We start from the raw sequence: 23,447 nt of genomic DNA, 5'->3' as shown, positions 1-23,447 counted from the left end.
ATACGGCTTGGAGTTGCGGGGCCTGCTCTGCGTCCTAAACCCAAGGAATAGCGCGCAGAGCGGGCCTCACAACGGGAGGTTAGCGGCCGCGACGCTCGTTCGAGGCCGGAGCCGACGCGCGACGGGGGCCGCTGCGTGCCGGACGGCCTGCGCCGGAGCCACCGCGACCGGAGTTGCCGGAACCCGAACCGTAGGATCCGCCGGACGTCGCGCCCGTAGCTGAAGACCATACGGCCTTGTTCCCGCCGGTGCGCGTCGAGGTGGTGGATGCCGTGCGCGGAGCCGAAGCTGCGCGCTGGCCGGTAGCCGGACGACCGCTGCGGCCGCCCTGGCCCTGCGAGCCGGGAACGTCGTTGCGGTGGGTGGCACCCGACTTGCCGCGGCCGCGTGAGCTGCGGGCGACGTCGTCGTTCATTGCTGCACGACGCTCGGCGCGGTTGACGTCGGTGCGAACCGGCTCAGCCGCGACCTTGCCGCGTCCGTTCCGACCACCGCGGCCACCGGCTGTGGGTGCAGCCTGGGTGGAACGGCGTGCACGCTTGCGCTGTGCGTTGGCGCCGGTGGACGTGCCGCCACCCTGCGGAGCTTTCGCCGCGAGGAGGGCTGCACGGGTGCGGGGGTCAACCTTGTCGGCGATCTCGCCCACCAGGTCAGCAACCAATGGGGAGTTGGCCGTGACGCGCTCGAACGAAACGTCGACGCCGGCGGCCTTCATGAGCTTCTTGACGTCGCTCTGCTGCTCGGGGAGCGTCAGAGTGACCACGGTGCCGTCGGAACCTGCACGGGCCGTACGGCCGGAGCGGTGCAGGTATGCCTTGTGCTCTGTGGGCGGGTCCACGTGGATGACGAGTTCGACGTCGTCAACGTGCACGCCGCGGGCTGCGACGTCGGTAGCCACCAGGACGCGGACGTCACCGTTGGAAAACTCGGCAAGGTTGCGGTCGCGGGCGTTCTGCGACAGGTTGCCGTGAAGGTCGACGGCCGGGATGCCGGCGTCGGTGAGGGTCTTGGCAAGCTTGCGGGCGTGGTGCTTGGTCCGCATGAAGAGGACGCGGCGGCCGGCGCCGGAGGCCAGTTCAACGATGAGCTGCTTCTTGACTGTCTGGTCGTTGACCACCAGGACGTGGTGTTCCATGGTGGTGACCGCGGCCTGGGGATCGTCCACGGAGTGCGTCAGCGGGTTGGAGAGGTAACGGTTGACCAGCTTGTCAACACCGTTGTCCAACGTCGCGGAGAAGAGCAGGCGCTGACCCTGGGTGGGGGTCATGTCCATGAGCTTCTTGACCACCGGGAGGAAGCCGAGGTCTGCCATGTGGTCGGCCTCGTCCAGCACGGTGACCTCAACAGCTTCGAGGGTCAGGATGCGCTGGCGGATCAGGTCTTCGAGGCGGCCCGGGCAGGCGATGACGATGTCGACGCCGGCGCGAAGCGCCTTTTCCTGGCGTGCCTGGGAGATGCCGCCGTAGATGACCGTGGTGTTCAGGCCCATGGCCTTGGCCAACGGTTCGATGGTGGCGTTGATCTGGGTGGCCAGTTCACGTGTCGGTGCAAGGACCAGGCCCATGGGGCGGCCCGGCTTGCGGAAGTGCTTGGCTTCGCGCTCGGCCAAGCGGGCCACCAGCGGGATGGCGAAAGCGATGGTCTTGCCGGAGCCGGTGCGGCCGCGGCCCAGGACGTCGCGGCCTGCGAGGGTGTCCGGGAGGGTCTTCACCTGGATGGGGAATGCCTCTTCGATGCCATCTGCGGCGAGGGAATCAGCAATGGCCTTGGGCGTGCCAAGGGCAGCAAAAGTAGTCATAAACTTCATGTCTTTCGGGCGGTGTCCAGTTGCGGACATCGGCCCCCGACGCCGGTTGGGCCAGGGGTTCGCCGAGGAAAAGTCAGGTGGTCTACCGGTTCGCTGCAACAGCGGTGGCCGGGACCAAATAGAACGCGTTCATCGACGCAGGATGTGCCTCTCACATGAAAAATGCCCCGCCGCGCAGCCTTTCAGGCCACCTGCTTCAGGGCGTCACCGCACATCAAGTGTTCCCAGCTTAGCAGTGTTTCTCCTGCGGGCCCGCATCGGGGCTGGTCAGGCCGCCGTCCCACCCTGCGTTGCGAGGCCCGATCTGCGCCCTTCCGGGCGACAATACCCTGCAAAGCGGGCCCCACAACGAGTCAGTTGGGTTGGGTGAGCGAGAGCTCCGGTTCCGCGCGCCCGGACTTGGTTGCGGCCGCACGGGCGGCGACCCTCGGCGCCATGGCAACCCCGACGACGGCGATGATCGCCGTGAGTGCGAAGACCGCCGCAAACGGGTTCGTCGTCGTAAATGCCGCGAAGACCAGTCCCGTCGCGGCGAGGGACAGCGCGCCGCCCAGGGAGTCCGAAATCGACATGGCAGCGCTGTTGAAGCCCTGGTTCTCCTCGGTGGACAACGCCAACGTCATGACGGACAGGCGCGGGTACATGAGCCCCATGCCGCCGCCGGCAAGGATCCACCCGGCGATGGCAACGGCCGGGGACAGTGCAAACGTCGCGGTCACCAGGGTCAGGACAATGGCCACCAACACCAGTGAGGCCCCGATCCTGATGGCGAGGTCGTCAGCCAAGCGGGTCCCCAACCGCCCCTGAATCGCCGAGGCCCCGGCCCACGCCAGTGCCGCGCCGGTGAGGGTCAGCCCGGCGAACGTGGGCGTAAACGAGTAGCGTTCCGTCAGCAGATACGGCAGGTAGACCTCGGCCCCGAAGAATGCCGCTGATGCCAGGCCGCGGACCAGGATCACGCTGGGAAGCCCCCGCCGCGCCGTCAGAGTTCCGCGCGGCACCAGCGGGCGGACAGCCACCAAGGCAAGGACAAGCGCGACGACGGCAATCACCCCGCCCACGCCGGGCACCTCCGCAGACAGGTTCAGTCCGAGGACCGCGATGGCCGCGAGCGCCGCCCACCCCATGCGCCCGAATGCCCACGGAACCGTTTCTGCCGCAGGCTCGGAATCCATCCCCCGCACGGCCGGGACAACCATCAGCAGCGCGGGAACAACCAGCCCCACAACCCCAAGGAACACCCAGTGCCAGCTGCTCAACTGGGCCACGACACCTGCGGCGAACGGACCCACCAGGGATGGAACCACCCAGGACGCGGCGAAAGCGGCAAAGATCTTGGGATGCAGCTCCGGCGGGTACACGCGGGCCACCAGCACATAGAGAGCCACGGTCATCGCGCCGCCGCCCAAGCCCTGCACCAGCCGGCCCAACACCAGGATTTCCATGCTTCCGGCCATGCCTGCGATCAGCAGTCCTGCCACGAACAGCGCCACGGAGGAGTACAGGGGCGCAGCCGGACCCCGTCTGTCGGACCAGTTGCCCGCCGCCACCATGCCCATCACGCCCGTGGCCAAGGGTCCGGCGAATGCCAGCGCGTAAAGGCTGGCTCCGTCCAGGTCCCGGCTCACCAGCGGCATGATGGTTGTCACTGCGAGGGACTCGAAAGCGCTGAGGAATACCAGAGCGCAGGCCCCCACGGTGGCAAGGAGGTATGGGCGGCCCAGAATCCCGGCCGTTGAGGTGTCAGAGGTCATGGACGCCAGCCTAGAACCTCAACTAATGTTGAGGTCAATCCAGCACGCCCCAACCGGAAGCAGTTCATGCCCACCGCCCCCGCCCACCGGCCACTGACCATTGGTGAGCTCTCCGAGCGCAGTGGAGTTTCGCCGTCGGCCCTGCACTTCTACGAACGCAACGGGCTCATCGAAGCGGAGCGGACAGCCGGCAACCAGCGGCGATACAGGCGCGACACCCTCCGGCGCGTCGCGTTCATCAAAACCTCGCAGCGGGTGGGTTTGCCGCTCAAGGACATCCGGGAGGCCCTGGATTCGTTGCCGGAAGGCCGCACGCCCACAAAGCGGGACTGGAGCAGGTTGTCGTTGCGTTGGCGCGAGGAGTTGGACCAGCGGATCGCGGCTTTGCAGCACCTGCGCAATGACCTTGATGGTTGCATCGGCTGCGGCTGCTTGAGCTTGAAATCGTGCACACTGCAGAACCCTTCGGACGAACTCGGCGCTTCCGGGGCGGGGGCGCAGCGCTGGACTTTGCCGAAATAGCAACAGCCATTGCCTTCCGGCAGCGCGTCACGGCACGCTTGAGTCATGACTGAACAAACACACGACGCCGGCACCCACCACGAGCACGGCCACCAGCACGAAGGCGTCCAGCAGGGCGGACTGAACCTGCACAAAGATGCGGACAACGCCGTGGACATGTGGGACGGAATGTACCGGGAGCGGGCGAAGATCTGGAGCGGGGATCCAAACCCGCAACTGGTAGCCGAGGCCAAGGACCTGAAGCCCGGCAAGGCCCTGGATTTGGGCTGCGGTGAGGGCGGTGACGCCATCTGGCTCGCGAAGCAGGGCTGGACTGTCACCGCGTTGGACGTTTCCGCCGTCGCGCTTGAACGCGCAGCTGAGCACGCCGAAGAGGCGGGTGTCGCTGACCGGATCACCTGGCAGCAGCAGGATCTCACCGAATGGCAGCCGCAGCCGGAGTTCGACCTTGTCTCAGCACAGTTCCTTCACTCGCCACTCCTGCCGTGGCGTGATTCGGTCACTTCTGCGGCCGCAGCCGTGGCGCCCGGCGGGACGCTGCTGGTGGTGGGGCATCACCCGCATGGCCTGCCCTCCTGGAGCCGGCACCACCATGAGACAGACCTCTTCTTCACATCAGAGCAACTGGCAGGGGCCCTGCGGCTGGATAGTGAGCCGTGGTCCGTGAACGTCCTGACGGACAGGGGACGAACCGTTTCAGGTCCCAGTGGCGAGTCCGGCACCACACTGGACACCGTCCTGAGGGCGACGAAACACGCCTAGATGCCCTCGGGCAACAACTCGCCGTACGGCGGCACCACGACTCCCGTGGCGGTCGAGTCCGGATTCAGCATCCATCCCACCCGTTTCGCGGTATTGAGCATCACCACGCTTTCCACCAGTTCGATGCCAGGAATCCGTTGCTGGATGGTGAGCTCCATTTCCATGACGTCGGCCAGGGAACGCAGCCACATGATCATGGTGAAGTTGGTGCGCCCTGTGGTGGATGCGGAGAAGCGGATGTTGCGGATGGCCCTGAGTTCGGTTGCCGCGGCCTCATGCTGGCCCGCCGGGACATTCGCGAACCATTGGACGGTGATGGGGAAGCCCGAGAACTGCTGGGCTATTTCGCAGCGGAAGGACAGCATCCGGCTGGCCAGCACCCGGCCCAGTTGACGCTGGACGGTGGCCGGGTTGCGGTTCAGCGCCCGGGCGATCTCAGCCGCGGTGACGCGGCCGTCCCGGGCGAGGAACGGGATGAGCGCCAGGTGCGTTTCGGGAAGTGGGGCCACTACGGTGTCGGGCGCGGAGGGGTTGGCGGATTCCGGGCCCGCGAGCGCCCGGAGCGCTTGTTGTTCGGCCTTGCTGAGGACGTTGAGCCGCCACGCGTAGCCGCTGGTGTGGATCCGAGTACAGAGAGCCGTGTGGTACTTGGTGAGCCCCCGCACTTCCTTCAGGCGCGGCAGCACGTGGGTGCTGAACTGTTCCAGGTCCTGGGTGATGACCGTCAGTGTGAGGTCGCGGTTGCTGGCGGCTTCCTCCACAGTGATGACTTCGGGGAGTTGGGCCACTGATGCGGTGACGTCCGGCCTGAGGTGCATCTCGCAGTCGATATCCACCATGGCCAGGCACATGTCCTTGGGGTCGCCCATGAGGTGTGCTGTGGTCCAGGCGGCTCCTGCTGCCCTGAGGCGATCCCAGCGTGAGGCGAGCGTGGTGGCGTGGACGCCCAGGACGCTGCCGGCGTCGGACCAGCTGATCCGGGGCGATATCTGCAGTGCGTTGATCAGGCGCAGATCTTCTTCGCTGACTTCCATGAGTACATTCTCCAGGAACGACGCATGAATTCTGCAAATTCCTGGTAGTTGATGCATATTTACAGTTGTTTCTGCGTATGTGAAGCAGGTCACCACAAAATGGCATAAGGAACACATCGCCTTAGAGACCAGGAGAACCAATGACCATCGCCGCCGACGCCAAGGAACTGCGGGAGGACATCGTCCACCTCCGCCACGACCTCCACCGCGAACCGGAGATCGGCCTGCAGCTCCCCCGCACGCAGGAAAAAGTGCTCAAGGCGCTGGACGGGCTTCCGTACGAGATCACCTTGGGGAAGGAAACGACGTCGGTCACCGCGGTTCTGCGGGGCGGCGCGGCACACGCTTCGGCCGAGAAGCCCGTGGTGCTGTTGCGGGCCGACATGGACGGCCTGCCTGTCCAGGAGACCACCGGCGTTGACTACACCTCCCGTGTGGATGGCGCGATGCACGCCTGCGGCCACGACCTCCACACCTCCATGCTCGCCGGCGCTGCCACCCTGCTGGCCGAACGCAGGGACCAGTTGGCCGGTGACGTCATCCTCATGTTCCAGCCCGGTGAAGAAGGCTTCGACGGCGCCAGCTACATGATCAAGGAAGGTGTCCTGGACGCCGCTGGCCGCCGGGCTGACACCGCCTACGGAATGCACGTGTTCTCTTCCCTGGAACCGCACGGGCAGTTCGTCACCAAGCCCGGCGTCATGCTCAGTTCCTCGGACGGGCTCGTGGTGACTGTCCTGGGCGCAGGAGGCCACGGCTCAGCCCCGCACTCCGCCAAGGACCCCGTCACCGCTGCCGCGGAGATGGTCACGGCACTTCAGGTCATGGTCACCCGGCAGTTCAACATGTTCGATCCCGTAGTGCTGACAGTCGGCGTCCTCCACGCCGGAACCAAGCGCAACGTGATCCCCGAGACCGCCCGCATCGAAGCCACCATCCGGACCTTCTCCGAAGAGTCCCGCCGGAAGATGATGGAAGTAGTCCCCCGGCTGCTCCACGGCATCGCCGCAGCCCACGGGTTGGAAGCCGACGTGCACTACCAGGAGGAATACCCCCTCACCATCAACAACGACGACGAGACCACCACCGCTGAAAAGGTCATCGCCGGGATGTTCGACGAGTCCCGGTACACCCGCATGGCCACCCCCCTGAGCGGTTCGGAAGACTTCTCCCGCGTCCTTGCTGAAGTCCCCGGCACTTTTGTGGGACTCAGTGCTGTTGCCCCCGGCGCCGACCACACGACTTCGCCGTTCAACCACTCGCCGTACGCCACGTTCGACGACGGCGTCCTCACCGACGGTGCCGCGCTTTATGCGGAGCTCGCCGTATCCCGTATCGCAACCCTCTCCGGCAACTAGCCTCCCCACCCCTTGGAGAACCACATGACCACCACCGTTGGAACGTCCCCGGACGTCAAGGTCCACAAGTCGCACGTGCGCACACTGGTCGGCACCGGCATCGGCAACGCCGTTGAATGGTACGACTGGGCCATCTACGCCACGTTCTCGCCGTTCATCGCCAGCGCGTTGTTCAGCAGCGCCGACCCCACCTCAGCAGTGCTGTCCACGTTGGCGATCTTCGCCGTCGGGTTTGTCGCCCGGCCGTTCGGCGGTTTCGTTTTCGGCTGGATCGGTGACCGGATCGGCCGCAAGACCTCCATGACCGTGGCAGTTGCCCTGGGTGCTGTGGGCAGCCTCCTGATCGGTATTGCGCCCACGTTCGAATCTGTTGGAGCTTTCGCCTCGGTCATGCTGCTGGTTGCCCGGCTCATCCAGGGCCTCGCCCACGGTGGTGAGTTGCCGTCGTCGCAAACGTACCTGTCCGAGATGGCACCCAAGGAACACCGCGGCTTCTGGGCGACCCTCATCTACACCTCCGGCACCGCCGGTATCCTGGCCGGTACGCTGCTGGGAGCCATCCTGACCGCCGTCCTGAGCAAGGGCGACATGAGCGCCTGGGGTTGGCGCATCCCGTTCCTGATCGGTGGCGCACTGGGCATCTACGCCCTGTTCATGCGGGCCAAGATGAAGGAAACCGAGGCGTTCGAGGCAGAAGCTCCCCAGGAGAAGCGCGTGGCCATTTGGCCGCAGATCGTGAAGTACCGCAAGCAGGCCCTGCAGGTCATCGGCCTCACCGTTGGTCTTACTGTTGTGTACTACATCTGGGGTGTCGTGGCTCCGAGCTACGCAGCAACCACGTTGAAGATGGACCGTGGCGCAGCGCTCTGGGCTGGCGTGATCGCCAATGTTGTGTTCATCGCAGCCCTGCCGTTCTGGGGCAAAATGTCGGACCGCATCGGCCGCAAACCGGTGCTCATCGTCTCCTCCGCCGGCGCCGCTCTGCTGCACTTCCCCATGATGTGGCTGCTGAAGGACTCGCCGTGGCAGTTGGCCGTGTCCATGTCGGTGATGTTGTTCTTCATCGCCGGAAGCGCCGCGATCGTCCCTGCCGTGTATGCCGAACTGTTCCCGACCCACATCCGCACCATCGGCGTCGGCGTCCCGTACTCCATCTGCGTCGCGGTCTTCGGCGGAACGGCCCCATACCTGCAGACCTGGCTGGGCACCGTGGGACAGGGCTACCTCTTCAACGTGTACGCCGTGATCCTGTTGCTGGTGGGCATCGCGTTCGCGTTCTCCATCCCTGAGACGAAGGGCAAGGACCTGACCGTCTAGGTTCCCTCACCTATCGTTGCGAGGCCCGCTCTGCGCTTGTCCCAGGCTTTTTGGGATGCAGAGTGGGCCTCACAACGTTAAACGAAGCGGTCGCGACCGGCCCGGTACCCGAAGAACGCGGCCAGGGAACCGACCACCAGGAACAGGATTCCCGCGGCTGCGAACCCGCCGGTTGCCTGGTGGAGCTGACCCACCATCAGTGTCCCGACGGAACCAACCCCGTAACCAACGCCCTGCATCATGCCCGAAAGATGCGCGGCCGTGTGTGCGTCGCGAGTGCGGACCATGATCATGGTGAGGGCCACTGCCGTGAGCGAGCCCTGCCCCAACCCGTTCAACCCCGTCCAAACCCAGATCAGTTCGGTGGGACCGAAGATCGTCAACGCGAAACCACCACCGGTCATCAGCGCCACCACCATATTGATGATCCGCTGGTCCTTGAAACGCGTGGCCAGGGCCGGGGCAAACAGGGAGCCGAGCATCTGCAGCACGATCGACACCGAAACAATGAGCCCGGCCGTACCGCCGTCGATGCCCCGGTCGCGCAGGATCGGCGCCATCCACGCGAACACGCTGAACGACATCATCGCTTGCAGCACCATAAACAGCGTCACCTGCCACGCCACGGCCGATTTCCATACGTTCACGCCACCACGGACGGCTTGGTGCCTTACCGACGGCTGCCGGATAGCCAGCGGCAGGAACAGCAAGAGCACGACGGCGGCAGGCACCACCCAGAACCACAGCGCCGAAGTCCACTGGCCGGTTGCCGTAAAGACCGGATACGTAAACCCAGCTCCCAGGGCCGCTGACGCGCAGATCGCTGTGGTGTAAAGGCCGCCCATCAGGCCAAGGCGGTGCGGGAAATCCCTTTTGACCACGCCGGGAAGGAGTACGTTGCACAGCGCGATCGCGGCACCACAGGCCGCCGTGCCCGCCAGAAGCCCCGGGAGATGGCCCGCTCCGGGGACGTCCAGGGGCCTGAGCAGAAGGCCCCCAGTGAGGACCGCCATGGCACCCAGGAGCACCCGTTCCGCGCCGAACCTGCGGGCCAGGATGGGGGCAAGCGGCGCGAAGACACCCAGCAAGGTGACCGGCACAGTAGTGAGGACCACCAGCGACCAGCCCGGCAGACCGGCGTCGGACGTTATTTCCGGAAGGACCGCGGAGAAGCTGGAGAAGACCGTGCGGAGATTAAGCCCGATCAGTACCAGGCAGATGCCCAGGTAGACCAGGCCTCTCCTGCCCCTGAGCTGCGTGGGGTCGGCAGCAGGTTCGTCATCGATCTCTGCATCGGCCGCAATCTCGGGGAGGACTGATTTCTCTGGGTAGCCGGGCGTCTTGGAGGAGGTCACACGTCCTATTCTGTCACCGGCGAGACAAGCTTGTTCACATGTAAATTTGGGCACGTCCCGGCCTCCGGCGGAGAGCTTTTTAAGTGAAGGCCGAGATTCCCGAAATGGACGGACTCTTAATCTCTTGTGTGTGTGAATGCGGATACTCTTTAGCGCCAGAATGCATGCTAAAGGAACCTCGGAGAAATGCGCAAGCCCATAATGCATAGCCCGACTTAAGACAGTTTATGCGCTCTCCGCCACAGCCTTTTAACACTTGCTGGGCCATAACTTCGCATTATGTTGTGCATATACTCTGCCATCTACCGGGGCGGACTACCTCCGTGCATGATCAGTTCATGTTGTTGGAAGCGGGACTACGGTTCAGCATCGGGAAACGGCGAACTGCTCATCGAAAAGAGGATTTATGAAACTCATTACCTACACACATGGGGGTTCCACCCATGTTGGTGCTCACGCCACTACTGGTTCCACGGTTGTCAGTTTCACTCAGGCGTCCGGCGGTGACCCGCGCTTCACCAGCATGCTCGCCCTGATCCAGGCAGGTGAAAAGGCACTGGATGACGCCCGGTCACTGCTTGATTCACCCCCCAAAGAGGCAATTCATTCATTTGATGAAATCACCCTCCGCCCGCCTCTTCCCAACCCGCCGCGGGTCCGGGACTGCTCTTTGTTTATCGAGCATCTTCAACCAGCATTCCTCAATATGGCGCGAACACTTGCTGCGAAGTCTGATGATCCGGAAGCCGAATACGAACGCCTTATCGCCACAGGCAACTTTGACCTTCCTAAAGTATTCGCCGAGCAAGTCATCTATTACATCAGCGATCACACCGCAATCAGCGGGCCAGACGAACTCATCATCGCTCCCCCGGAAACCCGACAACTCGATTACGAACTCGAGTTCGCAGCCGTCGTCGGCACCACCGCCAAGAATGTAGCCCCCCAGGACGCCGAAAAAGCGATCTTCGGGTACACAATCCTCAATGACTGGAGCTGCCGCGACGTTCAAGGCCGCGTCATGGCATCCCAGATCGGACCTGCACGCGGCAAGGATTTCGATGGATCAAACACCCTGGGACCATGCATCGTCACTGCAGACGAGATCGGCTCGCCATACGGCATGACAATGACCGCCCGCGTCAACGGCGAGGAATGGTCCCGAGGCTCAACCTCGACAATGCACCACACCTTTGCCGACGCCATCACCTACCTCTCCAGCGCACGGACCATCTACGCCGGCGAAGTGATCGGCAGCGGAACAGTGCTCAGCGGAAGCCCCTTCGAGATCGGCAAACGACTCAAGAACGGCGACGAGATAGAGCTCGAAGTGGCCGGCATAGGCATACTCCGCAACCGTATCCAGCTCTCCTACTGAAAGAAGGACAACAATGACACCTCAAGCTGCGATCCCCTATACCAAGGGCCTGCACAATTTAACCGAGCATTGCCATGCATGGCTTGTACCCGACGGAACCTGGGGTTGGAGCAATTCCGGGCTGGTGACCGGATCCGGCGAGTCTTTGCTGGTAGACACCCTCTTCGATGTGGCGATGACCCGCGAAATGCTCGACGGCATGAGTTCTGTAACCGAAGAACATCCGATCCGGACGGTGGTCAATTCCCACGCTAACGGGGATCACTGGTTTGGAAATGAGCTGCTGGCCGACTGCGAGATCATTACGTCCCAGGCCACCGCGGACGAGATGGCAACCAACGGCCCGGAACTGATCCGGGGATTGCTCGGTCAGGACGGCCCCTCGGGAGAGTTCGCCCGGCACATCTTTAAACCGTTCGACTTCTCCGGCATCCAACCGACCGTTGCCACCCGCACATTTGTGGACGAGCTGACAGTTGACGTCGGTGGAACCGAAGTCCAGATCATCAACCTCGGCCCCGCCCACACCGAAGGTGACAGCGTGGTCTTCGTTCCCTCCGAACGGGTCCTCTACAGCGGTGATCTGCTGTTCATTGGCGGCACCCCCATCAGCTGGGCCGGCCCCATCTCCAATTGGGTCACAGCCTGCGACCGGATGATCGCCCTCGAACCGGAGTTCGTAGTACCCGGCCACGGCCCGGTGGTTGAGGCTGCGGGAATTCACCAGGTACGCGACTACCTCACCTGGGTCCAGGACGAGGCAACCCAGCGCCATGAAAAGGGAATGTCACCCGAAGACGCGATGCGCGACATCAACCTGGGCCGCTTCGCCGCGCTGGACGAACGGGGACGGATCGCCCAGAACATCCTCGCCGTCTACTACGAGCTCGATCCCACACTGGAGCGGGTGGACACTCTTGAGGTCTTCCGCCGCATTGCCGACCTTGAAGGCTTCGCCTAAACACAGCAAGGGACGGAGCCGGAATTATCCGGCTCCGTCCTTCCCGTTTTTCTGTTAATGCCGTGTCCAAGGCTGAACATCGGATCTGCGGTGTCAAAGCTGGTCACAGGTGTCCTTTGGCGGCGATTGCTACGAGGTCATCGATGGGTGGGCGCAGCTTGTCCTGCCTGCGCCAGATGGCCCGCAGCGCCCTCCGCAGGTCCAGGGTCACGGGGACACTGACCAGCGCCCCGCCCTCGAGTGATTGCCGGACGGCAACTTCGGACACGACGGCGGGACCCACGCCATTGAGCGCGGCCGCGATGATCACATTCGTGGAGCCCGCCTCAAGGACGACTTTCGCCGTGGTGCCCAAAGCCCGTTCAAAGGTCTCGCGGGTTCCACTTCCCGGCTCACGAACCACAAAGGACGTGGCAGCAAGTTCGTCCCGGCCTATGGGTGCCTTCGCAGCTGCCCACGGGTGATCCGGTGCAACCACCACCGCAAGGCGATCGGAGCCCACCCTGCAGGAATTAAGATCTGGCACCTTCACGGCGCTCTCAATGAAACCAAGTTTGACCTGACCGTCCCGGACCATCGACACAACCTCGGTGCTGTTCACCACCAGCATGCCAATGTGCATTGCGGGTTGGGAGCGATGGAGATCAGCCAACCAGCGCGGCAGGAAGAACTCTGCGATGGTCAGACTGGCCGCGATCTTGAGGTCGCCACGGCGTTGCGCACTGAGTGCGCCGAGCCCGATTTGAACCCGGTTGAGTTCATTCATCACGTTGCGCGCCCAGGCGCTGACGGCCTTGCCGTCTTCCGTCAGGAGTGAGCCCCTGGTGGAGCGGCTGACCAACGAGAGCCCGTACCTGGCCTCAAGGGTGCGAAGACGCGCGCTTGCGGCGGGTTGGCTGATGGCCAGCTCCCGGGCGGCCGCCCCCAAGCTGCCATGTTCGTCGATCAGCAGCAGCAATCTGAGCGATGCGACATCGGGCAATTCGGTCATAACCTCACCTTATGTCCTGGGGTTGGATTGGCGTCTACCGGGGAATATCCCCGGCGTAAATGCTTGAATCATGTATCAGAACCCCTCATCCCCAGTCGTCGTCCGATGGTTGCTGCCCGCGATAGCGGGGGTGGCCGCATGGGCACTCGGCCAGTGGATGCCCTTGGCGAGTCCACTGCTGGTGGGGCTCGCCCTCGGAGTGATTGTGGTCAACAGCCCCATAGGCCGGCTTCGAATCTTCACCGGGCACCAGGCTGTCACCAAGACCATGCTTCGGCTGGGCGTGGTCTTGCTCGGGTTGCGGCTTTCCCTGGCGGACATCGTGGCTTTGGGCCCAAGGGCGTTGGTGATTATTGCGGCTTCCGTGACTATCACGTTCGTCGCAACAGTCCTGATAGGTGACCGGCTGGGGCTGGACCGCGGCCTGGTGACGATGATCGCCGTCGGCTTCTCCATATGCGGTGCCGCAGCGATTGCCGCCGTCGAAGGTGGCATCAGACGAAAGAATGAGGATGTGGCAGTTGCCATCGCCATGGTCACTCTGTTCGGTACTGCCATGATAGTGCTCCTGCCTTCGGCGTCCGGGTTGCTGGGTTTGTCCTCGACCCAACTTGGGGTGTGGGCCGGCGCCTCCATTCATGAGGTGGCCCAGGTTGTTGCTGCTGCCACCACTGCCGGCGCAGCTGCCGTGGCAATCGCCATGACGGTGAAGCTGGGCCGGGTTTCGCTCCTGGCCGCTGCGTATGTTGCTGCCCGACGCCGGGACGGCGGGCAGCCGGTTGACGGCGCGAAGCCTCCGGTCATTCCGTGGTTCGTCGTAGGCTTCATAATTTCCGCAGGACTGGCAACACTGCGGATTCTTCCGGAGCCCGTTGTACACATCGCGGATCTCGCCACCACCATCCTCCTTGCTTCAGCAATGTTTGGCCTCGGTTTGGGAATGCACCTAAAGACCTTGTTCCCGGTTCCGTTGCGCGTGCTGGGCCTGTCAGCCGCCTCCACGGCGACTGCCGCCACCGTTTCCCTGGGCTTGACCGCCATGCTCTTCTGAACGGCCGGCATCCAAAGTGATTGCACCTAACGGCATCAGCACCCATTGACCCGAATAAATCAAAATTCTATAGTTCAGACTAAAGTTATACCCGAGTATAATCAAGGATGCGAATACTATGTTGATAGATACCCACACCCACCTGGGCGGATTTCAAGCGATTGAAGAGCTTGCCGGCGTCATGCGGACGCGCAACGACGTCGCCAGCTGGCGAACAAAGTACCCAGAGATATTCGAGCGCATGCAGCGGGAGGAACCCTCGGACAACTCAGCAGCACTGCTGGAGGCCATGGACAAGAACGGCGTCGATGTAGCGGTGGTGCAGCCCACAGTGGGAATCTCGAATGAGTTCATCAGCGCCATAGCCAAACGACACCCCGGCCGCTTTGTGCCATTGGCGACGGCGACCGGGTGGCCCTGGGCGCCCGATCCCCTCGCCCCGCTTCCGGACGCCAGCGTGCCCGTACATGTCGCCGGCATTGCTGATCGGGCGGTCAACGAACTGGGCTTCGCGGGCATCGGAGAGACCAACACCCAGATCCTGACTGCGCATGTGGACCCGCGCCTTGTGGCCGCCGACTTCGCGCCACTCATGGACGTCCTGGCCCCCCGGCACCTTCCCATCCAGCTCCCCACGGGTTGGACGCAGTTCCCCGGCAACCTTCACTACCAGGACCCGATGTGGGTGGATGAACTGGCCGCCCGTCATCCGGGCGTTCCAATCATCCTGACCAAGATGGGCCGCAGCATCCAGCGCTACTTTGATTCCTGCCTGACGGTCGCGCTTCGAAACCGCAACGTCTACCTGGACGTCGTGGGAACGTCAGCGGACCACCTGCGGACCGCATTGAACGCCTTGGGCCCGGACCGGATCATGTTCGGCACGGACTGGTCCTACACCTGGCGCTACCTGACAGCGCCGGATGACGTGCACAGCACTGCGATGCGGATTGTGGAAGCCGCGAAGGTCACCAAAGACGAGGCTGCCGGGATCTTCGAACGCACCGCCCGAACGGTTTTCGCCATCGACTAACGCTGCAACGTCAGGACCCCGCCATCCGCGCAGGAAGGTGGGGTTCTGTTGTCATGAAACCGGACCATCCTCCAGGTGCTCGAGCAGTGCAGCCAAAGACATCCGGGTCTCGTGATATCGCGACGCGCCAATCAGTGACTCGTATCGCCGTTCTATCGCTTGGACAATCTGCCGGCACTGCTCCGTCGCGACCTTCCCCCGTGGGGTGAGCTCCAGGATTCTCGCGCGCCGATCGCTGGGATCCTGCGCGCGGCCAAGGTAGCCGGACCGCTCCAAATCATCGATCAACTCACCCATGGATTGCTTGGTCATGTCAAAGCGCGCGGCCAGCGCTGCCGCTTTGGCGCCGTCGGCCCCTACCGCATCAAGAACAGAGAGTTGGCGCATGCGGATGTCCGGATATCCTCCGGCTTGAAGCCCCTGAATCAGCTCGCGCTCGAGGCTACGTTGAAGACGCAAAAGGATCACACCAAGGGGATCAGCGACGTGCGGGATTGGCATTACTCCAGCCTACTTCACCCATGAGTATAGTAAGGAGTCCTGATCGTCAGGTATCCTGACTAAGTACATTCATCCAATGAAACGGAGTTTCCATGATCGCCCTCGACACCATGCTGCCCGCGTTTGACGTCAACGACGCGAGTGGCCGCGCCTTAAAGCTCACCGACTTCATGGGTCAATCCAACGTCCTCATCTACTTCATGCGAACCAGCACGTGCCAGGTCTGCGTCAACCACGTCCGGGACCTGGCCAAACACAAGGCCGAACTTGACGCCCATGGAATCACGGTGCTGGTGGCTATTCCTGAAGGAGCCGAAGCCGTTGCGCGCTGGCAAAAGAAGTCCGCCTCACCCTTCATCGGCATCTCAGCACCGTCCGGTTCCACGCACGCGGAGTTCGGATTGAACAAGAAGCTCTTCGGTTCCATGCAGGAGACGGGCGTGGTTCTCGCGGACAAGACCGGAAGGGTTCGTTACACGCGCGGTGCGGTGATTGCCACGGGCGCCTACAACTGGCAGGAACTGTACTCAGCCATGACGGAACACCTCCCCGTGGCCGCATAAGGTCACTGCCCAGCACTAAAAGCGCCTCCCTGCCGACCCGAAACACGGGTTGGCAGGGAGGCGGCCTTTAAGAAGAATCCGTGGGCGCTACGCCCGCCCCGTTGATGCGGGGTTGGCCGACTCAACAGGATCCGGCCAATCATCTACCGCGTATTCGGGCTCACAGTAGTCATTCATCTTGTTGAGGTGCAGCGCGCTGTCTTCGGCAAACAGCGTGCCAATCACAGCCGTAGCCGCATGGGCGGCCACCGCAGCGGCGCCAATGACACTGACAGCGCCAACCCCTTGGCTCGGTATCGCGGCATCCGCCAGGACAAATACATTTCTCAGGCCGGGGCAGGTACCGGGAACTGCTTCCAATATCCGGTAGTCCCGGTCCACCGCCGGATGGTGGGCGAAAGCTTGACGCGCCCGCTCCGGCAGTTCCGGATCATCACCCACAAACTTCATGCTGGGCAACAACCGCTGCCACTCGGGACGCCGACGCCCGTCCACCTCAAAGCCAGTTGCAGAGATAAGGAAGTCCAAGCTGTGCGGCTGTCCGTTGGCCCACAAGGTGAGCGAGTCGCCATCGGCATTGACTGCCGTAATGTCGGATCCAAGGTGCAGCCGATGAGAACCGGCCTCACGCAACCGCTGGACGCTGTGGGCAGGAGGCGGCGCACCATCGGCCTGGAGAAGTCTCAGGAACTCAAACCGCGTTTCACCTTCCATGTATCCGAAGCCTTCAATACAGCCGACGTTAATCAGCGCTTTGGCCCTGTGCAGCGTGGGAACCGACCGACGGCGCACATAGAAGTCCACGGAGGCAGCTCCATGCTCCAAGGCGGTGGAGGCGTTGTCGATCGCAGAGGCACCCACACCAAGGATGCCAACCCTGAGCCCCTCCAACGCCCGGAAGTCGATGCTCTCCGATGAATGCGCATACAGCTTCTTCGGTAGATCCTGGAGCACGGCCGGCAGCCTGGCCCCTCCCCATCCGCCGTAACCCGTGCACACGATGACCCGCCGTGCAGTCACAAGGCGCGTGACGCCGTCGACCTCTGCAGTAAGCCGCAGCCAGCCATTGGAGAGCGCCTCTACGTCCACAACATCCGCGTTGTTCTGTACGGGAAGGCCCAATACCTCCTTGAACCAGCGGAGGTATTCCACCCAGTCGTTGAGCGGAAAGAACGTAATGTCCTCCCACGCTTCAGCGCCGTATGTTGCCTCGTACCAAGCCCTTGGGCTCAGGGAGGGGACGCCCGGAGTTGGACCCATCCCGGATTTGGCGGTTCGCAGGGTTTTCATGCGGGCTGACGTTGCCCACGGACCTTCAGCCCCTGGCGGGTTTCTGTCCAGGACGAGCAGCTTGCTGACTCCCCGCAGGAGCAGCGAGGACGCTGCCGCCAATCCGGTAACACCGCCCCCAATAACGACGGCGTCCAGCACGTCGCCATTGTTGGGATCGCCTTGCGGCGGAATCCAGGGTGCGTGCGGCATATCAAGAAGCGAAAGCTCCCTGGCCACTCTGGCTTCGAGCTCAGCGAGTACAACAGATGGCCTGGCAGGTTGGAATTCTGAAGAAACTGGTGACACGTGGTCTCCCTTGTTCATGGGGGGTGATTGGCAGATGGCTAAGGAGCTGTTGTCAATCGCGCCTCCGACCACACCATGCCGCTGGTCTCCACAGGGCTCTTCAGGTCGCCCATCTCAAGCATGGCCTCCATGTTTGCGTTGATGGCATCCTTATTGACCTCGACGCTGAAGTATCGAGGCATAAGCTCTTGGAGTTCCGAATAGAAACCGCTGGGGTCAACTCCGGCCGGGACCGGCAGGTATTTCTGCATGAGGGCCAGCAAAGCTTTGGAGTTGGCCGGATCTGTTGCCCAGGCGTGGATCTTTCCCTGCGCTGTGACGAAGGCCCTGAAGTCCGCCGTCTTCTTATCCAAGGCCTTTTGGGTGGTCCAATAGGCTTGGCTCATGGCCCCGGCGGCATCCGCCGCTTTTCCGCAGCTGGCAATCGAGCAATCCAACAGGACAGATCCCTTCCCGGCTATCTCGGCCGCAATGGCCGGGTTGAACGCGTCCATCAGGACATCAATCTGTCCGGCATCCAACGCGGTGGCACCCTGTCCGGGGCCGCCCACCGGAACGAACGTGGCAGAGTCAGTGGGGAGGCCTGCGCCATTGAGCAGTAGTTTGCCCAAGCGGTCAATGGAGCTTCCCAGAACGTACGTTGACACCTTCTTGCCGACGACATCCTGCATGACAGCGGGGTAACCGTCGCTGATATGCGGAAAGTCGGCCTTGTCCTTGACAACGAGTTGAAAGAGTGGCTTTTTCAGGTTTCCGGCGATGACTATGGAGTCGAATCCCTGCTGTTTTGCGTTCAATGCGTTGTCCGGCGAATTAAGCATCACATCGATGCTCCCTGATGACAGGGCAGCGGTGGCCTGGGGCCCTGCAGTGGTTTCCACCAGGGTGACGTCGAGTCCTTCGTTCTTGTAGAACCCTTCGCTGGCACCGATGTAGGCATAGAGGCTAACGACGTTGCCGGCATAGACGGCCACGTTGAATTTCTCCGACGCATCTGCTGAGGACGTTGGACCAGCGCAAGCCGCCAAGGTGGTGCCCAGCAAGGTCAGGGCACTGAGGGCCGCCACGGCGCGGCCACCTCGGAATTTCAATCCAGGCATATTCTTCTTCTTTCGTTGCAAAATGTGGGCCGCCGTAAGTTCGGCAGATGATGAGGGGCGCTGAGCGGCAATGGCCGCTACTGCCACCGGAGGAAGTAGTTCTCGACGGCGCGCATCAACGCCACCGCGGCTGAGACCAGAACGCCCAATACCAGGAGAATTCCAAACACCGCGTCCATACGCAGCACACCTGAGTAGTAGGCGATCTGCTGTCCGAGCCCACTGCTGGAACCGATCATTTCGCCCACCACCACGGCCAGGAATCCGTAGATGAGGGCCAGCCGGAGCGAGGCGGCAATGCTGGGCAAGGCGTTGGGGAGCACCAACTTCACGAAATGCTGCCGTCGGTTGGCTCCGAGCTGGCGCGTAATGGTGTTCAAATCCGAATCGACCTGGGTCAGGCCCACCAGTGCACCACTGAGCACTATGAAGAAGCAGAGGCTGAACGCAAGGACGATCTTGGAGGTAATTCCGAGCCCGAACCACACCACGAACAGCGGTGCGAAAGCCACACGCGGCATGCTGTTAAAGAAGGTAAGAATAGGATCCACGACGTCGTGAAGGTGCTTGCTCTGGGCAAGGACAAAGGCGGCGACCACACCCGCAATGCTGGCAAGGACGAAGCCGATCAGCGTTGCCAGCACGGTGGCCTGCACGTCGGTCCAGAACTTCCCGGTTCCGAGGTTTTCCAGCAGGAATGCGCCCACAGCTTGAGGGGAACTCACAACAAAAGGGTCCAACACTCTGGCATTCACCAATGACTGCCAGAGGAAGAGGGCTCCGCCAATCACTACCAGGCGAAGCACCCACACGGACAATCCGTGCCGGAGCCGTTGGGCTGATGCGGCCCGCAGCTGGGATCTAACCCACGCATCCGGGTCAATAGCGACCGGCGCCATAGTGTTTTCAGACATTGCCCATCACACTCCAAATGTGCTGATAGAGCTCGTGATACTCGGAGTTCACCTGAAGGGAGTTCAGGTTCCGCGGCCGGGGCAGCGGAATGGGAATATCTGCGGCGATATGTCCTGGTTTTGGTCTCATGACGATGACCCGATCCGCCAAGGCGATAGCTTCGTGGAGATCGTGCGTGACAAACATGACTGAGCGCTTGTTCTGTTCCCACAAGCTGAGCAGAAGCTCGCCGAGCTGGATCTTCAAATGAGAGTCCAGCGCACCGAAAGGCTCGTCCATCAGAAGAATCGACGAATCGAGGGCAAACGTTCTGGCCAGAGCCACGCGCTGACGCATTCCATGGGAAAGCTGGGATCTATAGGCGTTTTCGTAGCCGGACAAACCCACGGCGGCAAGGAGTTCTCCGGCTCGGTGGCGCCGCTCCTTCTTTGCGACACCGTTCAGTTCCAACCCGTATTCAACGTTCCGGATCGCGGTCCTCCACGGAAGAAGCGCATCACGGGCCAACATGTAGGCAACGTTCTTTTGCCCGGCCTGTGGGACTGCACCATTGACTCTCGCTTCGCCAAATTGCTGTTGGACCAGGCCCGCAGCAATGTTGAGCAGGGTGGTCTTTCCGCACCCGCTTGGACCCACGATTGCCACGAATTCGTGTTTCTGGATCTCGAGGTTCACATCGTGAAGAGCCTCAATGGCACGGGCGCCGGATTTTTCGCGCAGCAGAAAATACTGGCCCACATGGCTGAAGGATATGGCGGCTCCGGAGCCCTGTTGTTTGCTTGCGCCGTTGAGGGGCAGTCCCTGGGTGGTCCCGGCGGGAGTTTGCGCCTGCTCAAGCCCGCTTCTGATCCCCCCGCTCTTTACGGGCATTCCGTCATCACCGCCTTTGCAGGTGCCGTGGGCGACGTGGGGCACTTCCGGTAAAAATTGGGCCGTCTTGTTCTGGGCACTATGGCCTACCTCTCGCCGCTCGACCACTAAATCGACGGGTTGATGGACTTCCTGCGGAGCTTCGTTGCACAGCAGGGGCGAGATTCATGTCAGATGCGCTGATGAGCCTTGGATCCGGGGTCTTCAAATACGGAGCATCGTAGTGGCATCATTTTGAACTCCAATATAGAATCGATCACGAGTCCGAAAGTGTCAATAGGTCCAAGAGTTTTTGGAAGAGGACTCTGATGTAATCTGACACTCGAGCTCAATCAGGAGGATCCGTGTCTGCACCAAACACATCAGCCTTGCCCCGCGTCGAGAGGCGCAGACGGGATATGCGTGATCGGCTCTATGAGGCTGCAATCCAGCTGTTCCAGAGCCAGGGCTATAACCAGACCACCATGGATGAGATCGCAGAGCTTGCCGACACCGCGAGAGGAACCGTGTTCAACCACTACCGGACGAAAAGCGACTTCATCAAAGAATGGGCAAGCCGTCGCCGGGGGTCTGCAACACAAGCGATGATGGCCATCCCCGCCGAACCCGGGATGACAATCGCCGAACGGGTGCGAGCCTATTTCCGCGTCATGGGTCGTTTGAACGCCGAAAGCTACGAACTGACCTTGGCCATGGGGACCGGCTGGGTTTCATCCGGAGGGCCCATTGACGACCAGCCGTGGCTGGCGGACGAGCTGATGGAACTTTTCCGCGAGCTTCACGCCGAGGATGCTTTCCGGCCAGAGGTGGACCTGAGCGACCTGGCGCATCTACTCCGCGATGCTTACCTAGGCCTCATGTTTCGCTGGCTGCGGAACAAGGACGAGCATTTTGACTTTCCACAGGCACTCGATCGGGTCATTGATCTGATTCTGCTCGGCGCACTCCCGGCGGCCCCGAAGGACGAATCGGCACCCGCCCGCTAGCATCGACGGTCATACCTACGAGCCATAGACCGCTCCTTCCTGCAGCTCCCCCTGACTAGGCCGACTTCGGGCAGACATTCGTCGGGGCCATGCCGGCACCTTGGCTCGCTGCGGGATGGACGCCTCGGGCGATAACTCCGCAAAGGGGGACACCCTTGCCTGCCCGGGGACCGAAACATGCCTTCCTTCGGCCCGCGGCCCTCTATGTCACCCTTACGCCATATGCGCGCCCAAGTGATTTAGGTCACTAAATAAAGTTTTTGCGACATGATTCCCTGGCCCATTGCACATAGCCCTTGGTAGAGGCACCAAAAGCGGAAGTCCAGCTACCCGCGCAGAGCTAAATGGGCCCAGCTGTTGGTGCCACTCCCGTGTTGGAGTTGCAGCTCATCAAACCGAAGGAAATCATGCTTAGAAAAATCGTCGCAGCCTTAGCTGCGAGCACCGTCCTCGCAACGGGGGTGTTTGCAGCACAGTTGACCATGTCCTCGCCTTCAGTGGCGTCCACGCCGCCAGTGGCTGCATCGTCATTTGACGCGCCCGCCTGTCCAGGAACCACTACACCTGTTGCCAACCCTGACACCACGGTCGAGGGCGAGAACCTGGCGAACTACAACAAGGGCTTGGTTGTTGAGCTTTACAACGTCCGGGGTTACGACGTAGACGGTCTTTCCGTGATTCCCCCCTTGTGTGGAGTCCGGTACGCGACCGAGGAGGAAGGCGGACCGGTGGGTGGCGGACCCGTCAGCGCTTGGATGTTCTGCACCGATTTGGTTCTTCACTCCTGCTTCGACGGTCGGCCACTTGACGAGCACCCCGAGAAGAACGCCAACATGACCGACTTTCAGCGTCGGGTCTTCGCATACATCGTCCAGAACGGTTTCCAGTACAACAACGGAACCATCAACACATTCGTCACTGCCGATCAGGATACTGACTCACGGGTCAGGCTTCAGGACCTCGCCTGGTGCGTCAAGGACTATGACGCTATGAGCATCAACGGGCGGAAGCCATGCGACAACGGCGGATTGAGCCCCGACAAAATTGCCGAAACGTTCGCTTTCCTCGCTCAGCCGTACGTCCCGGCTATCAGCATCACTCCGGCTTCGCAGCAGCAGACGGTGGGCCAACAGTCCCAAGTCAAGCTGTCCACGAACGTAGCCGAGACACCAATTGAGCTGACAACCTACAACGGCACTTTCGAACTCTGCGCCGGCGAATCGGATGCCAGCCTCAACGGCGGAATTCTCACCGTGAACAACCCGGCAACTCCGGGCAGCACTGTAGACGTAGATCTCTGCACCACCAGCGCTTCAGCCGGAACGGTGAACATTTCCGCGTCGGTTATCCCGATCACGGAAGACAGCCTCAACTGGTACCACAACGGCGATTCCGACTGCCAAGTGTTCGCTGTCTTCGCACGTGTAGAAGCACAGACGATCAAGGCTTCGGCTCAGATCACCTTTGAGGCCGCTCCTCCCGTGGTCGGTTCCTTCAACGTCACCAAGACCCTCGTCAACGACGGCGGCCTCACCCTCCCCGGTGACTACACCGTCACCTACGACTGCACCAACGGAACCACAGGATCACTGAAACTGATCCCCGGCACCT

At 62.1% G+C, this 23,447-nt stretch carries 21 protein-coding genes; 11 read left to right on the top strand and 10 right to left on the bottom strand.

From position 1 onward, the window contains the following. Nucleotides 1-79: 79 nt before the first annotated feature. Both IEY62_RS17935 and IEY62_RS17930 read right to left on the bottom strand, forming a co-directional pair. Nucleotides 80-1,798, bottom strand: coding sequence for a DEAD/DEAH box helicase (locus IEY62_RS17935; protein WP_018778305.1), 1,719 nt, complete (start codon nucleotides 1,796-1,798; stop codon nucleotides 80-82). A gap of 362 nt (nucleotides 1,799-2,160) precedes the next feature. After that, a complete protein-coding gene (locus IEY62_RS17930; RefSeq protein WP_189020405.1) occupies nucleotides 2,161-3,561 on the bottom strand; it encodes an MFS transporter in 1,401 nt (466 codons plus the stop codon). A 66-nt stretch (nucleotides 3,562-3,627) separates the two neighbouring features. Here IEY62_RS17930 and soxR point away from each other — a divergent pair, with 66 nt between their 5' ends. Together soxR and IEY62_RS17920 are read left to right on the top strand one after the other, a co-directional pair. Next, complete coding sequence (gene soxR / locus IEY62_RS17925) at nucleotides 3,628-4,083, top strand: redox-sensitive transcriptional activator SoxR (protein WP_189020402.1); 456 nt, start codon at nucleotides 3,628-3,630, stop codon at nucleotides 4,081-4,083. A 45-nt stretch (nucleotides 4,084-4,128) separates the two neighbouring features. Further along, a complete protein-coding gene (locus IEY62_RS17920) occupies nucleotides 4,129-4,845 on the top strand; it encodes an SAM-dependent methyltransferase (RefSeq protein ID WP_189020400.1) in 717 nt (238 codons plus the stop codon). Here IEY62_RS17920 and IEY62_RS17915 read toward each other — a convergent pair. Next, a complete protein-coding gene (locus IEY62_RS17915) occupies nucleotides 4,842-5,879 on the bottom strand; it encodes an Lrp/AsnC family transcriptional regulator (protein ID WP_189020398.1) in 1,038 nt (345 codons plus the stop codon). The two genes, IEY62_RS17920 and IEY62_RS17915, sit on opposite strands and share 4 nt — an antisense overlap. Nucleotides 5,880-6,019: 140 nt before the next feature. On the opposite strand from IEY62_RS17915, the gene IEY62_RS17910 reads away from it, so the two are divergent. Continuing rightward, nucleotides 6,020-7,237, top strand: a complete 1,218-nt coding sequence (locus IEY62_RS17910) for a M20 metallopeptidase family protein (protein ID WP_189020396.1) — start codon at nucleotides 6,020-6,022, stop codon at nucleotides 7,235-7,237. A gap of 24 nt (nucleotides 7,238-7,261) precedes the next feature. Continuing rightward, nucleotides 7,262-8,554, top strand: coding sequence for an MFS transporter (locus IEY62_RS17905; RefSeq protein ID WP_189020393.1), 1,293 nt, complete (start codon nucleotides 7,262-7,264; stop codon nucleotides 8,552-8,554). A gap of 77 nt (nucleotides 8,555-8,631) precedes the next feature. Here the strand turns inward: IEY62_RS17905 and IEY62_RS17900 are convergent, their stop codons facing one another. Beyond that, complete coding sequence (locus IEY62_RS17900; protein ID WP_189020391.1) at nucleotides 8,632-9,909, bottom strand: CynX/NimT family MFS transporter; 1,278 nt, start codon at nucleotides 9,907-9,909, stop codon at nucleotides 8,632-8,634. A 406-nt stretch (nucleotides 9,910-10,315) separates the two neighbouring features. On the opposite strand from IEY62_RS17900, the gene IEY62_RS17895 reads away from it, so the two are divergent. Then, the gene (locus tag IEY62_RS17895) at nucleotides 10,316-11,287 is read left to right on the top strand and encodes a fumarylacetoacetate hydrolase family protein (protein ID WP_189020389.1); all 972 of its coding nucleotides are present in this window, start codon (nucleotides 10,316-10,318) and stop codon (nucleotides 11,285-11,287) included. A gap of 13 nt (nucleotides 11,288-11,300) precedes the next feature. Then, on the top strand, nucleotides 11,301-12,248 hold the full coding sequence (locus tag IEY62_RS17890) for an MBL fold metallo-hydrolase (protein WP_189020387.1): 948 nt from the start codon (nucleotides 11,301-11,303) through the stop codon (nucleotides 12,246-12,248). A gap of 103 nt (nucleotides 12,249-12,351) precedes the next feature. Here the strand turns inward: IEY62_RS17890 and IEY62_RS17885 are convergent, their stop codons facing one another. Next, nucleotides 12,352-13,239, bottom strand: coding sequence for a LysR family transcriptional regulator (locus IEY62_RS17885; RefSeq protein WP_189020384.1), 888 nt, complete (start codon nucleotides 13,237-13,239; stop codon nucleotides 12,352-12,354). A 70-nt stretch (nucleotides 13,240-13,309) separates the two neighbouring features. On the opposite strand from IEY62_RS17885, the gene IEY62_RS17880 reads away from it, so the two are divergent. Both IEY62_RS17880 and IEY62_RS17875 read left to right on the top strand, forming a co-directional pair. After that, nucleotides 13,310-14,290: a YeiH family protein gene (locus tag IEY62_RS17880; RefSeq protein ID WP_189020382.1), complete on the top strand. Its 981-nt coding sequence runs from the start codon at nucleotides 13,310-13,312 to the stop codon at nucleotides 14,288-14,290. Nucleotides 14,291-14,408: 118 nt separating this feature from the next. Beyond that, nucleotides 14,409-15,323 (top strand): amidohydrolase family protein, encoded by a 915-nt coding sequence (locus IEY62_RS17875; protein WP_189020380.1) that lies wholly within the window; start codon nucleotides 14,409-14,411, stop codon nucleotides 15,321-15,323. A gap of 51 nt (nucleotides 15,324-15,374) precedes the next feature. Here IEY62_RS17875 and IEY62_RS17870 read toward each other — a convergent pair whose 3' ends face one another. Beyond that, complete coding sequence (locus IEY62_RS17870; RefSeq protein ID WP_189020378.1) at nucleotides 15,375-15,824, bottom strand: MarR family winged helix-turn-helix transcriptional regulator; 450 nt, start codon at nucleotides 15,822-15,824, stop codon at nucleotides 15,375-15,377. 92 nt (nucleotides 15,825-15,916) lie between these two features. Here IEY62_RS17870 and IEY62_RS17865 point away from each other — a divergent pair, with 92 nt between their 5' ends. Next, the gene (locus IEY62_RS17865) at nucleotides 15,917-16,387 is read left to right on the top strand and encodes a redoxin domain-containing protein (RefSeq protein WP_189020376.1); all 471 of its coding nucleotides are present in this window, start codon (nucleotides 15,917-15,919) and stop codon (nucleotides 16,385-16,387) included. A gap of 87 nt (nucleotides 16,388-16,474) precedes the next feature. Here the strand turns inward: IEY62_RS17865 and IEY62_RS17860 are convergent, their stop codons facing one another. From IEY62_RS17860 to IEY62_RS17845, 4 genes are all read right to left on the bottom strand, one after another. Next, entirely contained in the window at nucleotides 16,475-17,869 is a 1,395-nt protein-coding gene (locus IEY62_RS17860) for an FAD/NAD(P)-binding protein (RefSeq protein WP_189020374.1), read from the bottom strand. Nucleotides 17,870-18,003: 134 nt separating this feature from the next. Further along, on the bottom strand, nucleotides 18,004-19,065 hold the full coding sequence (locus IEY62_RS17855) for an ABC transporter substrate-binding protein (RefSeq protein WP_189020372.1): 1,062 nt from the start codon (nucleotides 19,063-19,065) through the stop codon (nucleotides 18,004-18,006). 77 nt (nucleotides 19,066-19,142) lie between these two features. Next, nucleotides 19,143-19,979 carry an ABC transporter permease gene (locus IEY62_RS17850; protein ID WP_189020370.1) on the bottom strand — a complete coding sequence of 279 codons (837 nt, stop codon included), beginning with the start codon at nucleotides 19,977-19,979 and terminating at the stop codon, nucleotides 19,143-19,145. Continuing rightward, nucleotides 19,972-20,655, bottom strand: coding sequence for an ABC transporter ATP-binding protein (locus IEY62_RS17845; protein ID WP_407671503.1), 684 nt, complete (start codon nucleotides 20,653-20,655; stop codon nucleotides 19,972-19,974). The genes IEY62_RS17850 and IEY62_RS17845 overlap by 8 nt, the downstream gene beginning before the upstream one ends. A 539-nt stretch (nucleotides 20,656-21,194) precedes the next feature. Between IEY62_RS17845 and IEY62_RS17840 the strand changes: the two genes are divergently transcribed. Together IEY62_RS17840 and IEY62_RS17835 are read left to right on the top strand one after the other, a co-directional pair. Continuing rightward, on the top strand, nucleotides 21,195-21,836 hold the full coding sequence (locus IEY62_RS17840) for a TetR/AcrR family transcriptional regulator (RefSeq protein ID WP_189020365.1): 642 nt from the start codon (nucleotides 21,195-21,197) through the stop codon (nucleotides 21,834-21,836). A gap of 407 nt (nucleotides 21,837-22,243) precedes the next feature. Then, a partial coding sequence (locus IEY62_RS17835; protein ID WP_189020363.1) for a hypothetical protein occupies nucleotides 22,244-23,447 on the top strand: 1,204 nt, incomplete at its 3' end.

The organism is Paenarthrobacter histidinolovorans (genome assembly GCF_014647595.1).
Lineage (GTDB): Bacteria > Actinomycetota > Actinomycetes > Actinomycetales > Micrococcaceae > Arthrobacter > Arthrobacter histidinolovorans.
This window is presented reverse-complemented; position numbering and strand designations above follow the sequence as displayed.

Bases quoted from the DNA above. Each gene is read 5' to 3' on its own strand.
- soxR (WP_189020402.1), top strand. From the start codon at position 3,628: ATGCCCACCGCCCCCGCCCACCGGCCACTGACCATTGGTGAGCTCTCC.
- IEY62_RS17885 (WP_189020384.1), bottom strand. From the start codon at position 13,239: ATGACCGAATTGCCCGATGTCGCATCGCTCAGATTGCTGCTGCTGATC.
- IEY62_RS17905 (WP_189020393.1), top strand. From the start codon at position 7,262: ATGACCACCACCGTTGGAACGTCCCCGGACGTCAAGGTCCACAAGTCG.
- IEY62_RS17865 (WP_189020376.1), top strand. From the start codon at position 15,917: ATGATCGCCCTCGACACCATGCTGCCCGCGTTTGACGTCAACGACGCG.
- IEY62_RS17910 (WP_189020396.1), top strand. From the start codon at position 6,020: ATGACCATCGCCGCCGACGCCAAGGAACTGCGGGAGGACATCGTCCAC.
- IEY62_RS17850 (WP_189020370.1), bottom strand. From the start codon at position 19,979: ATGTCTGAAAACACTATGGCGCCGGTCGCTATTGACCCGGATGCGTGG.
- IEY62_RS17875 (WP_189020380.1), top strand. From the start codon at position 14,409: ATGTTGATAGATACCCACACCCACCTGGGCGGATTTCAAGCGATTGAA.
- IEY62_RS17890 (WP_189020387.1), top strand. From the start codon at position 11,301: ATGACACCTCAAGCTGCGATCCCCTATACCAAGGGCCTGCACAATTTA.
- IEY62_RS17880 (WP_189020382.1), top strand. From the start codon at position 13,310: ATGTATCAGAACCCCTCATCCCCAGTCGTCGTCCGATGGTTGCTGCCC.
- IEY62_RS17870 (WP_189020378.1), bottom strand. From the start codon at position 15,824: ATGCCAATCCCGCACGTCGCTGATCCCCTTGGTGTGATCCTTTTGCGT.
- IEY62_RS17855 (WP_189020372.1), bottom strand. From the start codon at position 19,065: ATGCCTGGATTGAAATTCCGAGGTGGCCGCGCCGTGGCGGCCCTCAGT.
- IEY62_RS17930 (WP_189020405.1), bottom strand. From the start codon at position 3,561: ATGACCTCTGACACCTCAACGGCCGGGATTCTGGGCCGCCCATACCTC.
- IEY62_RS17920 (WP_189020400.1), top strand. From the start codon at position 4,129: ATGACTGAACAAACACACGACGCCGGCACCCACCACGAGCACGGCCAC.
- IEY62_RS17895 (WP_189020389.1), top strand. From the start codon at position 10,316: ATGAAACTCATTACCTACACACATGGGGGTTCCACCCATGTTGGTGCT.
- IEY62_RS17915 (WP_189020398.1), bottom strand. From the start codon at position 5,879: ATGGAAGTCAGCGAAGAAGATCTGCGCCTGATCAACGCACTGCAGATA.
- IEY62_RS17860 (WP_189020374.1), bottom strand. From the start codon at position 17,869: ATGCCGCACGCACCCTGGATTCCGCCGCAAGGCGATCCCAACAATGGC.
- IEY62_RS17935 (WP_018778305.1), bottom strand. From the start codon at position 1,798: ATGACTACTTTTGCTGCCCTTGGCACGCCCAAGGCCATTGCTGATTCC.